Origin of the sequence: Nereida sp. MMG025 (genome assembly GCF_021654165.1) — a bacterium.
Classification (GTDB): Bacteria; Pseudomonadota; Alphaproteobacteria; order Rhodobacterales; family Rhodobacteraceae; genus Nereida.
The window spans coordinates 241,726-256,606 of sequence record NZ_JAKFZN010000001.1 but is presented as its reverse complement, the minus strand read 5'-3'; the positions used below and the strand labels follow the sequence as shown (position 1 = coordinate 256,606).

4 protein-coding genes and 1 tRNA gene are annotated in these 14,881 nt (G+C 55.7%); 4 read left to right on the top strand and 1 reads right to left on the bottom strand.

All coding sequences use genetic code 11. From position 1 onward, the window contains the following. The first annotated feature begins 131 nt into the window (after positions 1-131). Together alaS and L1065_RS01105 are read left to right on the top strand one after the other, a co-directional pair. Positions 132-2,786 (top strand): alanine--tRNA ligase, encoded by a 2,655-nt coding sequence (gene alaS, locus L1065_RS01110; protein WP_237093604.1) that lies wholly within the window; start codon positions 132-134, stop codon positions 2,784-2,786. Continuing rightward, on the top strand, positions 2,783-3,067 hold the full coding sequence (locus L1065_RS01105) for a DUF1330 domain-containing protein (RefSeq protein ID WP_237093603.1): 285 nt from the start codon (positions 2,783-2,785) through the stop codon (positions 3,065-3,067). The genes alaS and L1065_RS01105 overlap by 4 nt, the downstream gene beginning before the upstream one ends. A 63-nt stretch (positions 3,068-3,130) precedes the next feature. Here L1065_RS01105 and typA read toward each other — a convergent pair whose 3' ends face one another. Beyond that, positions 3,131-4,948, bottom strand: a complete 1,818-nt coding sequence (gene typA, locus L1065_RS01100; RefSeq protein WP_237093602.1) for a translational GTPase TypA — start codon at positions 4,946-4,948, stop codon at positions 3,131-3,133. A 127-nt stretch (positions 4,949-5,075) separates the two neighbouring features. On the opposite strand from typA, the gene L1065_RS01095 reads away from it, so the two are divergent. Both L1065_RS01095 and L1065_RS01090 read left to right on the top strand, forming a co-directional pair. Continuing rightward, positions 5,076-5,161: transfer RNA gene (locus L1065_RS01095), tRNA-Leu, on the top strand. 713 nt (positions 5,162-5,874) lie between these two features. Continuing rightward, on the top strand, positions 5,875-14,838 hold the full coding sequence (locus L1065_RS01090) for an Ig-like domain-containing protein (protein ID WP_237093601.1): 8,964 nt from the start codon (positions 5,875-5,877) through the stop codon (positions 14,836-14,838). The last annotated feature ends 43 nt before the right edge of the window (positions 14,839-14,881 follow it).

Here is a 14,881-nt window from a genome sequence, read left to right as displayed (position 1 = left end):
CAAAGCGGTCGCAATAATATGCGGCCGCTTTTTTGCTGCGTTGCGCTTGGTTTTTCGTCCTGCGTTATGGACAGGGCGCAGCGGCAAAGTTACATCCGTTTGACACATAAGCATTTTGTATCGGACACCCTATGCGCACCTTGAATGATATTCGCAGCACCTTTCTGGGCTATTTTGAAAAGCAAGGTCATGCTGTTGTCGACAGCTCGCCCTTGGTGCCGCGTAACGACCCGACCTTGATGTTTGCCAATTCGGGAATGGTGCAGTTCAAAAATCTGTTCACTGGCGTTGAGACACGCGACTATCAACGTGCCACCACCGCGCAAAAATGTGTGCGGGCAGGGGGTAAACACAACGATCTCGACAATGTCGGGTATACCGCGCGGCACCATACGTTTTTCGAAATGCTCGGCAATTTCAGCTTTGGTGACTATTTCAAGGCCGACGCCATCGCATTTGCTTGGGAGTTGATCACGAAGGACTTCGGGATCCCCAAGGACAAGCTTTATGTCACGGTTTACCATACCGATGATGAAGCCGCAGAGATCTGGAAGAAAGTCGCAGGTCTGAGCGATGACCGGATTATTCGCATCGGCACCTCGGATAACTTTTGGATGATGGGCCCGACCGGCCCGTGCGGCCCGTGCACGGAAATCTTTTATGACCACGGCGAGGCCTTCTGGGGCGGCCCTCCCGGATCGCCCGAAGAAGACGGCGACCGCTTTATTGAGATCTGGAACATCGTTTTCATGCAAAACGAGCAGTTCGAAGATGGCTCTATGACACCATTGGACATGCAGTCTATCGATACCGGCATGGGAATTGAGCGCGTCGCGGCCCTTATGCAGGGCACCAACGATAACTATGCCACCGATCTGATGCGCAATCTGATTGAGGCGAGTGCCCATGCCACCTCAACCGATCCCGATGGCCCCGGCAAAACCCACCACCGCGTTATCGCGGATCACCTGCGTTCGACGTCCTTCTTGATCGCCGATGGGGTTATGCCGTCCAAAGACGGTCGCGGGTATGTTTTGCGCCGCATCATGCGTCGCGCGATGCGTCACGCGCATTTGTTGGGGGCGCAGGACCCCCTGATGCACCGTCTTGTGCCAGCCCTGGTGCAACAGATGGGTGCGGCCTATCCAGAATTGGGACAGGCGCAGGCACTTATCGAAGAAACGCTGCGCGCGGAGGAAACGCGTTTCCGCACAACCTTGGACCGTGGTTTGAAACTGCTAGACGACGCGCTGGATGATCTGCCAGCAGACGCTGCTTTGCCGGGCGAGACCGCTTTCAAGCTCTATGATACGTTCGGCTTTCCGCTTGATCTGACCCAGGATGCCTTGCGCGAAAAAGGTCGCGATGTGGATACCGACGGCTTTGATCAGGCGATGGCGGCACAAAAAGCAACCGCGCGTGCCGCGTGGTCTGGCACGGGCGAGACGGCGGATGCGCAGCTCTGGTTTGATATCGCCGATGCGCACGGAGCCACGGATTTTCTGGGCTATGATACCGAGCAAGCTGAGGGCCAGATATTGGCGTTGGTCAAAGATGGCGCTTCGGTTCAAGAGGCGACGGCCGGTGATGAGGTGATGGTGGTCCTGAACCAGACACCGTTTTATGCCGAAAGCGGCGGGCAGGTTGGCGACAGCGGAAGTATCAAGACAGACACAGGTGTATTGGACGTCACAGACTGTAAAAAGCAGGCCGATGTTTTCATTCACATCGCAAAACTGCGCGACGGCACGATTTCGGTAGGTCAGGGGGCTGAATTATCTGTAGACCATCAGCGCCGATCCACCATTCGCGCCAACCACTCTGCGACCCACCTTTTGCATGAAGCGTTGCGCAACGCCTTGGGCGAGCATGTGGCGCAGCGTGGATCGTTGAACGCGCCGGACCGTTTGCGGTTCGACTTCAGCCATAATGCGGCGTTGACAGCGGCCGAGCTCAGAAAGGTAGAGCGGCAGGTCAATGACTTCATCCGCCAGAACACGACGGTTGAAACCCGTATCATGACGCCCGATGATGCGCGCGCCATTGGGGCACAAGCGCTGTTTGGTGAAAAATACGGTGACGAGGTGCGCGTGGTCAGCATGGGGCGGGCGGACACGGGCAAAGGCGCGGATGGTCAGACCTATTCATTGGAACTATGTGGCGGCACCCATGTGCGCCAGACGGGTGACATCGGGATGTTCGTGACCCTTGGCGATAGTGCGTCAAGTGCGGGCGTGCGGCGCATTGAGGCGCTGACCGGTGATGCGGCCTTGGCGTATCTGAGCGAACAGGACGCGCGGTTGACCCAGGTTGCAGGGCAGTTAAAGGCGCAGCCCGCTGACGTCGCCGACCGCGTCAAAGCGCTGATGGACGAACGAAAGACTCTTCAAAATGAGGTCGCACAGCTTCGCAAAGACTTGGCTATGTCAGGTGGTGCTGCGGCGTCGCCTGCGGTTGGGGATGTAAACGGCACGTCCTTTCAGGCGCAGGTGTTACAGGGCGTGACGGGCAAGGACCTGCCGTCGATCATCGACGAGATGAAAGCACAAATGGGGTCTGGCGCTGTCCTGTTGATCGCTGAAAGCGGTGGCAAAGTGGCGGTTGCTGCGGGTGTGACGGCTGACAAAACAGCGACGCTGTCGGCGGTTGATCTGGTCAAAGCAGCTGTGGCCGAAATGGGGGGCAAGGGCGGCGGCGGTCGGCCCGATATGGCCCAAGGTGGCGCCAAAGATGTGGCAGGCGCAGATGCCGCGATTGCCGCGGCCCGTAAGGTGCTTGAAGCATGAGCGCCCTTTGGATCAGTCACGTCACCGTTACGGACCCCGACGAATACGCGAAATACGCAGCACTCGCCACGCAAGCCATTGCGGAACACGGCGGCGTCTTTTTGGCGCGTGGTGGCCGTTATGTGCAAAAGGAAGGCACAGATCGCCCCCGCAATGTTGTGGCGCGTTTTGACAGCGTCGAGGTGGCAGAGGCATGCTATGCCAGCGCGACCTATCAACAAGCACTGAGCCATGCGCGCAAAGCCAGTGAACGCGAGTTGGTGATCGTCGAAGAACTTTAAGCGGCTCAAAAGAAAAGCCCGCGACCAGATTGGCGCGGGCTTTTTTGTTTTGTTGTCAGCCGCTTACGCGCTGCGTGCGGCGCGCTTGCGTTCATGCGGATCAAGGTGACGTTTGCGCAAACGGATCGCATTTGGGGTGACTTCGACCAGTTCATCGTCGTCGATATAGGCGATTGCCTCTTCCAGCGATAATTTGATGGGGGTGGTCAGGCGCACCGCTTCGTCGGTGCCTGAGGCACGGACGTTGGTCAATTTCTTGCCCTTCAGCGGGTTCACTTCCAGATCGTTCTCGCGGCTGTGTTCGCCGATGATCATGCCTTGATAGACATCTTCTTGGCTGCCGATGAAAAACTTGCCGCGGTCTTCAAGGTTGAAGATCGCATAGGCCACGGACACACCGTTTTCCATCGAGATCAGGACACCCGCACGTCGCCCCGGGATGGCGCCTTTGTGGTCAGCCCAACCGTGGAACACGCGGTTCAAAACACCTGTGCCGCGGGTGTCGGTCAGAAATTCGCCGTGATACCCGATCAAACCGCGCGACGGCACCGTTGCGATGATGCGGGTTTTGCCCGCGTTTTGCTTCATCTCAACCAGTTCGCCTTTGCGTGCGCCTGTGATCTTCTCGATCACAGCACCCGAATATTCATCATCCACGTCGATGGTAACTTCTTCGATCGGCTCCAGACGTTCGCCGTTTTCGCCTGTTTGGAACAAAACCTGTGGGCGCGAGATGGACAACTCGAACCCTTCGCGGCGCATGTTTTCAATCAGGACACCCATTTGCAATTCGCCGCGACCAGCGACTTCGAACGCATCGCCGCCCGGTGTGTCGGTGACACGGATCGCCACATTGGTTTCGGCTTCTTTCATCAGACGTTCGCGGATGACACGGCTTTGAACCTTTTTGCCGTCACGTCCCGCCAGCGGGCTGTCATTGATCCCGAAAGTAACCGTGATGGTGGGCGGATCGATGGGTTGGGCAGGGATCGCGGCGTCGACCGACAGATCGCAGATCGTATCGGCCACGGTTGCTTTTGACATGCCTGCAAGGCTGACGATATCGCCAGCTTCGGCCACGTCGATGGGCGACTGGGCCAGCCCGCGGAACGCAAGGATCTTGGTCACGCGGAACTGTTCAACCTTTGTGCCGTCGCGCGACAGGGCTTTGACGGTCTCGCCTGTTTTCAGCGTGCCAGCTTCAACGCGGCCTGTCAGGATACGTCCAATAAACGGGTCAGCGCCCAGTGTCGTGGCCAGCATGCGGAAGGGCTCATCCCGTTTGGCAACCTGCGCAGGGGCGGGCACATGTTCGACGACCAGCTTGAACAAAGCGTCAAGATTTTCGCGAGAACCGTCCAGCGTCTCATCACACCAACCGTTGCGACCTGATGCATAAAGTGCAGGGAAATCAAGTTGTTCGTCGGTTGCGTCCAGCGATGCAAAGAGGTCAAAGACTTCATCCAGGGCGCGGTCAGGCTCGGCGTCGGGTTTGTCGACCTTGTTCAACACAACAATCGGTTTGAGGCCGAGCGCAAGGGCTTTGGACGTCACAAATTTGGTTTGTGGCATCGGGCCTTCGGCTGCGTCGACCAGCAGGACAACGCCGTCAACCATCGACAGAATGCGTTCGACCTCTGCGCCGAAATCGGCGTGACCGGGTGTATCCACGATATTGATCCGCAGGCCGTTCCATTCGACAGAGGTCGCTTTGGCCAGAATTGTAATCCCGCGCTCGCGTTCCAGATCGTTGCTGTCCATTGCGCGTTCTGCGACGGCTTGCTTCTCGCGGAAGGCGCCAGATTGTTTCAGAAGTTCGTCCACGAGCGTTGTTTTGCCGTGGTCAACGTGTGCGATAATCGCGATATTGCGAAGGTCCATGGGTCGGGTTGCCTGTCTTGGAAATGATGTGTTGGGCGCGCCTTACAGGGGCTTTACCAAAAAGGCCAGAACTTCGTGCTGTGGGGCGTTGACGCGGGTTGGAAGTGGGGCTACACGGACGCGGCGTGCCGGTGTGGCGGAATGGTAGACGCAGGGGATTCAAAATCCCCCGATAGCAATATCGTGTCGGTTCGAGTCCGACCACCGGTACCATGAACATTCCTAGGAAGCCTCGAGTGAGGCGTTGGAAACCCCAATCGAGATTATGATAATGATTCGGCAGTTTGTGGCGGGTTTGTTAACGTTTCGTGGAGAACGCTGCTTTTTTCATCGGATTGATGCTGGATATTTAGCCAATTGAGGAAAAGGGTTAACGCAGGGTCATCTCGTGGACCATGTGAATGCCGCGTGTGATATCGGTTTCCAAAACATAAACAATCCTTGCGTGAAATTGGCGGACATTCGTAACTTTATTGCAAACGGAAATGCGAATGCGTTCCATTATTTCCTAAAATCCCCAATCAAGTATCGTTTTGAGGCCTGTTTGTTTCCATTTGAGATATTTTGAGCTGGCAGATCTGGCCCTGAAGGGCCGATTGCGACAAATATATCGGCCACGTTTTGAACAAATTTGGCCATGTTCCCCGAACATTCCCCTTTGTGCCGCCTTGGCATGTGCTAAAACCAATCTTGCCCAACTGGGGGGCATAATGACCGTGGGGGCGGTCACGGCTGAATAACTGTGTTTGGTCGATTTATGGTGTCTGTTGAATTGGGTCTCCCAAATTACAGCGCTTTGAGTGAGGGCACGTTCGCGCGTGTCGAAGAGGAACGTTTCGGATCAGTTGTTTCGACTGGTCTGAACACTGAAAGCAATTTGTGAGACCGTTTCGGTGAACGCCGACAGACGGTTAGGAGTAAAAAGAATGACTGACTATACTCTCGATTGGAGTTCGGCGAATTCGAATGGCGGCAATACGCTGTCGGCGAATGGGCAAGATGTACATGTAAACGTGTCGACACCGGGAAGTGGTGATGCAGAATTCCGTCTGGATCACTTTGAAGGCAAAGATGCCCTTGTTTCGGCACAAGATGACGACACAACAAAAGCCTTCATTACATTCGGCACGGGTGTTGAGAACGTAAACTTCCAGATCCTTGATGTGGATAAGAAGTGGACTGGCAACTACAACGACAGTTGGGGTGACAAGGTCCAGATCATCGCGCGCGATGCCCATGGCAATGTTGTGCCCGTTACATTTTCCAACGTCGATTCCTCTCAGACGGTTAATGGAAACACCATCAGCGGCCACCAAGTTCTCGACAACAGCACCCCCGTAACAGTTCAGGTTCAAGGCGAAATCGTATCGCTGGAAATTATCCACAGCAAAGCGCACAGCGGCGTTGCTGAAACGGGTACAGTGGGCATTACCGATATTAAATTCGATGTTGCCGCAACCGAAGACGGCTATGTGGATGGCACAAGCGGCGGCGATCTGATCAACGGTGCTTATGTTGACCAGGATGGCGACCGGATTGACCAAAACGACCAGCTTCTGCCTGGCGAGGCGTCGCAGGACGATGTTGTCCTTGCTGGCGCAGGCAACGACACTGTCTACGCGGGCCAAGGCAACGATGAAGTCTTTGGCGGCAATGGCGCAGACATTCTTTATGGTCAGGGCGGCAACGATTACATCGCTGGTGAGAACGGCAACGACATGCTGTTTGGTGGCTCGGGCGACGATCAGTTGGTCGGCGGTAAGGGCAATGACAAGCTGGAAGGATCGTCTGGCGACGATACGCTTTCTGGCGGCGGCGGCGCTGACGACCTTTGGGGCGGCCTCGATGAGGATTTCATCAGCGGTGGCCGTGGCAACGACAACATTGAAGCGGGTGACGGAAAAGATGTCGTCTATGGCGGCGCTGGTGCTGATGTCATCAAAGGCGGAGATGGTAACGACGTCATTTATGGTGGCAACCAATCTGTTAACCAGAATTACAATTTCAACCATCTGCACTCGGGCGAGATTGTAACCACGCAATTTACCGATGGCGGTTTCACCGTATCCAGCGGCGATGCGAAAACACCCGTGATGGTGTTTGACAGCTCCCACCCAACGGGCGACGATGGTGATCTGGCGACAAACAACCTCGGCAATGTGTTGATCTTGTCCGAAGATCGCGACGGCCACGACCCCGATGACAATGCGGGTGGCGGTGATATGATCTTTGATTTCGAGGGTCCAAGCACAGTTAACAGCCTGCGCGTTCTTGACGTAGAACAGGGCGCGACGATCACATTGTTTGATGGCGGCGGAAATATTCTGGCAACACAAACGGTAACAACGCCCAACAACGGCCAGGCAACTGTTACGTTCAACCAATCTGGCGTGTCGCAAATGGTCGTGACGCTGAATGCCTCTGGCGCGGTCGATAACCTTAACTTTATCACAAACGCGGATACCGCGGATGGTGATGACGTCATTCACGGCGGCAACGGCAACGACGAAATCTTTGGTAACGCTGGTGATGATACCATTACGGGTGATGCTGGCCACGACGTCATTGAAGGCAATGACGGCAATGATGTGATCGATGGCGGTGCGGGCGACGACGATATCCTTGGTGGCGCTGGCAATGACGATCTGTCTGGCGGCGACGGCAAAGACAGTATCCTTGGCGGAACTGGCAACGACGACATCGCGGGTGGTGAAGGTGAAGATAAAATTGACGGCGGCGCGGGCGACGATGTGATCGACGGCGGTGCGGATAAGGATGAAATTGAGGGTGGCGCTGGCGACGACGTTCTGTTGGGCGGCGACGGCGACGACAAGATCGAAGGCGGCGACGGTGACGATACGATCACAGGCGGCGAAGGCGAAGATAAGCTGTTCGGCGATGACGACCGTGATACGTTTATTGTCAACCGTGACGACTATGAAATTGATGGTGGCTCGGGCGGTGACGATTTTGATACGCTTGATCTGCGCGGCTTGGGTGATTTCCGTTTCAAAGACCTCAAGCCCGATCACAATGGCAATGGTCAAGATGGTAAAATTGAATTCCTAGATGACAACGGCCACGTCGTTAGCACGCTGAAATTCAAAGAAATCGAGAACTTTATTTTCGATGCGAACGAAGCGCCGTCTGCCAACGACGACACGGCAACGACAGATGAAGATACGCCTGTCACAATCAACGTATTGGGCAACGATACCGATCCGGAAGATGACGTTCTTACCATCACGGACGCTTCGGTTCCTGCCGATCAAGGCACGGTCGAGATTGTTGGCAATCAGCTGGTCTTTACCCCTGCTGATGACTTCAACGGTGATGCGACCATCACCTACACAATCGAAGATGAGGGCGGTAACACGGACACGGCAACGGTTGATGTTACTGTCACCCCTGTAAACGACGGTCCCGACGCAGTAGATGACACGGCGTCAACCGACGAAGATACGCCTGTCACGATTGACGTGTTGGGCAATGACACTGATCCCGATGGTGATGATCTGACAATCGTCGATGCGTCAGTGCCTGCAAACCAGGGCACAGTGGAAATCGTTAACAATCAGCTGGTGTTCACACCCGCGGATAACTTCAACGGTGATGCGACAATCACTTACACGGTTGAGGATGAAAACGGCGCCCAGGATACGGCGACTGTTGATGTTGATGTGGCATCGGTCAACGATGTACCCATCGTTTGCCCAGACCTTTACTTCGTGACCGAAGAAGAAGGCGACGGCGATGTCGATGGTAACGTCATCACAAATCCGTCTGACAACAACGCAGGTCTGGATATCGATCCTGATGGCGATACGCTGACCGTTGTTGAAGTGAACGGCAATGCAAACGGCGTTGGTTCGGAAGTTGTTGGATCCAACGGCGGTGTATTTACACTGAACCCCGATGGATCGTTCGACTTCTCTGCCAACGGCGAATTTGATGAGCTTGCACCGGGCGAAAGCGCGGAAACAACAATCACTTATACCGTAAGCGATGGTAACGGCGGAACAGGCACAGCGACGCTGACAATTAACGTCCAAGGCGTGAATGATGGCCCCGAGGCTGTTGACGACACCGCATCCACGGATGAGGACGAACCTGTCACCATCGACGTTCTGGGCAACGACAACGACCCGGAAGGCGATGATCTCACAATCGTTGAGGCCTCTGTTCCAGCCGATCAGGGCACAGTCGAAATTGTCGACAATCAGCTGGTGTTCACACCTGCGCCTGATTTCAACGGCGATGCGACAATCACCTACACCATCGAAGACGAAGACGGTGCGCAAGACACAGCCACAGTCGATGTCGACGTGGCAGCGGTGAATGACGGCCCTGTTGCGACCGACAATGATTATCTCGTTGATCAAGACGAAGATGATGCTGCGGCCGAGGGCAATGTTCTGAACCAGGACACTGGCGACGGTGTTGACAGTGATGTGGATGGCGACACCATCCGCGTTGTGTCGGTCACAGGGGATGATGGCACTTCAACGATTGCCGATCCGTTTGGCGATCTTGGCCAAGGTGTGACCGTTGAAGGCGACAATGGTGGTCTGATCACGATCAACAACGGCGGCAACGTCAACTTCAACGCAAATGGTGATTTCGACGACCTGGGCGAGGGCGAAACAGCCACGACCACAGTCACATATACCATTTCCGACGGGAATGGCGGCACAGACACTGCGACTGTCACCTTTACAGTTGAAGGTATCAATGACGGCCCAGAGGCTGTTGATGACACCGCAGCCACGGATGAGGACGAACCCGTCACCATCGACGTTCTGGGCAACGACAGCGACCCAGAAGGCGATGATCTGACAATCGTTGAGGCCTCTGTTCCAGCCGATCAGGGCACAGTCGAAATCGTTGACAACCAGTTGGTGTTCACACCTGCGCCTGACTTCAACGGCGAGGCGACCATCACTTATACCGTCGAAGACGAAGGCGGATTGCAGGACACGGCCGATGTTACTGTTGCTGTTGCATCCGAAAACGATGGTCCGGTTGCTGTTGATGATGCAGATGAAACAGATCAGGACACAGCGATCACGCTGGACAATGTTCTGAACAACGACAGCGACGCCGATGGCGATGATCTGACAGTTCTGCGCGTCGAAGGCCTGACAGGGAATGTCGGGTCACCGATTGAAGGCAGCAACGGCGGTCTGATCACCATCAATGAAGATGGGACAGCCAGCTTTGATCCAAACGGCGACTTTGACGAACTGGGTGAAGGCGATACAGCTGAAACGACTGTTCTTTATACTGTGACAGACGGCAACGGCGGCACTGCAATTGCAGAAGTCACTGTGACTGTGACTGGCACAAATGATGATCCGGTTGCTGAAAACAGCAGCTATATCGTCAGCCAGGACGAAGCCTTTGGTGACACGGACGGTAATGCGATCACCGATGACACAGGTGAAGGCGCTGACAGCGATGTCGATGGCGATCCTTTGATAGTGTTGGAAGTGGATGGTGCTGCTGGCAACGTCGGAGAGCCTGTTGCAGGTGACAACGGTGGTTTGTTCACCATCAATGAAGATGGCACAGTCGACTTCAGCGCGAATGGTGAATTCGATGATCTGGGCGAGGGCGAAGAGGCCTCAACCACCGTCACATACACAATCACCGATCCCGAAGGTGGCACCGATACGGCGACTGTGACCTTCACGGTCACGGGCACAAATGATGGCCCCGTCGCGGTTGAAGACACCGATGAGACCGATCAGGACACCATTATCGATCTAGATAACGTCCTCGGAAATGACAGCGATCCAGACGATGATCCGCTGACAGTTGCCGAAGTTGATGGCGATGATGCCAATGTTGGACAGCCTGTGGCTGGCGACAATGGCGGCCTGATCACGATCAACGAAGATGGCACCGCCAGCTTTGATCCAAACGGTGAGTTCGACGATCTGGACGAAGGTGAAACGGCGCAAACGTCTGTCACCTACACCATCAGCGATGGCAATGGTGGCGAAGACACAACCACGGTCACGATCACAGTTACAGGCACTGACGATGCACCAACAGCAGTTGCTGACACCGCATCGACAGATGAAGATGCGCCTGTCACCATCGACGTTCTGGGCAACGACAGCGACCCGGAAGGCGATGATCTGACAATCGTTGAGGCCTCTGTTCCAGCCGATCAGGGCACAGTCGAAATCGTTGACAACCAGTTGGTGTTCACACCTGCGCCTGATTTCAACGGCGAAGCGACAATCACCTATACGATCGAAGATCCATCAGGCAATTCGGACTCGGCTGATGTAACCGTTGACGTCACACCTGTGAATGATCTGGAAGCCGTCGATGACACAGCCACAACCGATGAAGACACACCTGTCACCATCGACGTGGTTGCCAACGACGAAAACCCAGAAGGCGACGCGCCAACGATCATCGATGCATCGGTCCCTGCGGATCAGGGCACAGTCGAGATCGTGGACAACCAGCTTGTGTTCACGCCCGCCGAAAACTTCAACGGCGAAGCGACGATCACCTACACGGTTGAAGATGAAGAGGGTGCGACTGACACAGCCGAAGTGACTGTTGATGTGACGCCTGTGAACGATCTGGAAGCCGTGGATGACACCGCGTCGACAGACGAGAACACGCCTGTCACAATTGACGTCATTGCCAACGACGAGAACCCCGATGGTGGTGAACCTGTGATCATCAGCGCCGATGTTCCTGCGGATCAAGGCACGGTCGAGATTGTCGATAACCAGCTGGTGTTCACACCTGCCGAAAACTTCGACGGTGAAGCGACAATCACCTACACCATCGAAGACGAAGAAGGTGCGCAAGACACTGCCGAGGTCACAGTGGACGTTGCAAACGTCAACAAAGTGCCAGACGCCGTGGACGACGCCTTCGACGTGCCAGCAGATGAAACATCTGATGTCACCAATATCCTTGGCAACGACGAAGATGGCGACGGTCCATCCGAAGTGTCGGAAGTGAATGGCGATCCAGCCAATGTTGGTGCACCTGTTGCAGGCGACAATGGTGGCCTGGTGACCATCAACGATGATGGCACCACCAGCTTTGATCCGAACGGTGAATTCGATGACTTGGCCACGGGCGAAGAAGCCACAACATCGGTGACCTACACAATCACCGATGAGGACGGCGATACATCCGAAGCAACGGTGACATTCACAGTCACCGGCGTGAACGATGCGCCTGAAGCCAATGACGAAGCGGTCACGACAGACTTCAACACACCGATTGTGATTGACCTTCTGGGCAATGACACGGACGTGGATGGCGATGATCTAACCGTTGTGTCGGCATCAGTGCCCGCAGAAGAAGGAACACTGGACGAAAACCCAGATGGCACCTTCACCTTTACACCTGCACAGAACTTCACAGGTGTGGCCACGGTCACTTACACGATCGAGGACGAAGAAGGGCTGCAAGACAGCGCGATCCACACCATCACAGTTGGTGATGCGCCGCTTGATGGCACGGTTTCGGGCACCGACGGTGATGATCTGATCGATGTGAATTACATGGGCGATCCCGATGGCGACATGGTCGACAACGAAGACGCGATTGTCCCAGGTGAAGCACCAAACGATGACATCATCGAAGCTGGCGACGGCAACGACAGCGTCATCGCGGGTCAAGGCGACGACACCATCATCGGTGAAGGCGGCGACGACACGATCAGTGGCAACCAGGGTGATGATGAAATCTCAGGCGGCGACGGTGACGACAGCGTTATCGGTGGTCAAGGTGATGACATCATTTCCGGGGACGCAGGCGATGACGATCTTGCTGGCAACCTTGGCGACGATGAAATCGACGGCGGCGATGGTAATGATACCATCGGTGGCGGTGACGGCAGTGACGCGTTGTTCGGCGGCGAAGGTGACGATACCTTAAACGGTGGCGAAGGCGACGACTTGCTGGATGGCGGCAACGGCGAAGACGACATCACTGCTGGCTCTGGCGATGACATCATCAATGCGGGTGACGACAACGATACTGTCGATGCTGGTTCGGGTGACGATGACATCGATGGCGGTGAAGGCGACGATTCCATCATCGGTGGCGATGGTAGCGATGTGGTCGACGGCGGCGATGGCGATGACATCATCGACACATCGGGCCACGCACCACTGCCTGATCTGAGCTATGGCGATTTGATCCCGGAAGACGGTGTGACGATCGTTCTGCCAGATGGCACAGTGGTCAACACTTCGCCCACAGATGATCTGGACACGGTCTTTGGCGGCGCTGGTAACGACAGCATCACCACAGGCGACGACGCTGACTTCATCGACGGTGGCACTGGTGATGACACGATCGACGGCGGTATCGATGCCGACACCATCCTTGGTGGCGAAGGCAATGATACGATCATCGGTGGTGAAGGATCCGATACCATCGAAGGTGGTGATGGCGACGACCTGATCTATGCAGGTATCGAACCTGGCACGACAGTGCTGCCCGATATCCCTGGTGCGCCGTTTATCCCCGAGCAGATCGACGATGATCTGGGTGATCCAGAGCCCGACAACGGCGATGACACCGTATCGGGTGGTGCGGGCAACGACACCATCTTCGGGGCGGACGACAGCGATGTTCTGTTCGGTGACGAAGGCGATGACTTTATCGACGGTCAAATCGACGACGACACAATCGACGGCGGCACTGGCAATGACACATTGCTCGGTGGCGAAGGCGAGGACACCATTACAGGTGGCGACGGCGATGACCTGATCGAAGGCGAAGAAGGCGACGACAGCATCTTTGGGGGTGACGGTAACGACACCATCCTTGGTGGTGACGGCGACGACATCCTGCGCGGCGGAGAGGGCGAAGACGTTCTCGATGGTGGCGACGGCGACGACACGATCTTTGGTGGCGGTCAGTTTGACACCATCACAGGTGGCGACGGCGACGATGTCATCGAAGGACGCGGCGGTGCTGACCAAATCGATAGTGGTGACGGCGACGACATCGTTGACGCAGGTGAAGGCAACGACACCATCCTCGGCAGCCTTGGTGAAGACGAGCTATCAGGCAACATCGGCACCGATACCTTCGTGATCGACAGTGCAGAGGACGGCATCGGTGATGTGATTGTTGGTGGTGAAGACCCCGATGATAGCGACATCGACGTTCTGGATCTGACCGGTTCGGGCCCGATCAACATCATCTTTGATGAAAACGATCCCGAAGCGGGTACTGTTGAATTCCTTGATGGTGTGGGCGGTGACGTCACGGGCACGCTGACTTTCTCGGAAATCGAGAATGTGATCCCGTGCTTCACACCTGGAACGCTGATTGCAACACCGCAAGGCGAACGCCTGGTGGAAGAGCTGCAGGAAGGTGACCGCATCATCACCCGCGACAACGGCATCCAAGAGATCCGTTGGGTTGGTCAGAAGGACATGGACTACAAAGGTCTGGCCGCAGCGCCGCACCTCAAGCCAGTTCTGATCAAAGCGGGCAGCTTGGGCAACGGTTTGCCAGAGCGTGACATGATGGTATCGCCAAACCACCGCATGCTGGTGGCCAACGATCAAACGGCCCTCTACTTTGAGGAACGTGAGGTTCTGGTCGCTGCCAAGCATCTGGTGAACGGTGCAGGCATCCAGCAGGTCGACACACTGCGGACGTCCTACATCCACTTCATGTTCGACCAGCACGAGGTTGTTCTGTCGGATGGCACATGGACGGAAAGCTTCCAGCCGGGTGATTACAGCCTGAAAGGGATCGGCAACGCGCAACGCAACGAGATCATGGAGCTCTTCCCAGAGCTGCAAACCCAAGATGGTCTTGAAAGCTACACCAGCGCACGCAAATCGCTGAAGGCGCATGAAGCCAAGCTGATCGGCCTGAAATAAATCCGAATCTATCAAAAAAAGGGGCGGCCTGGTTGGGCCGCCC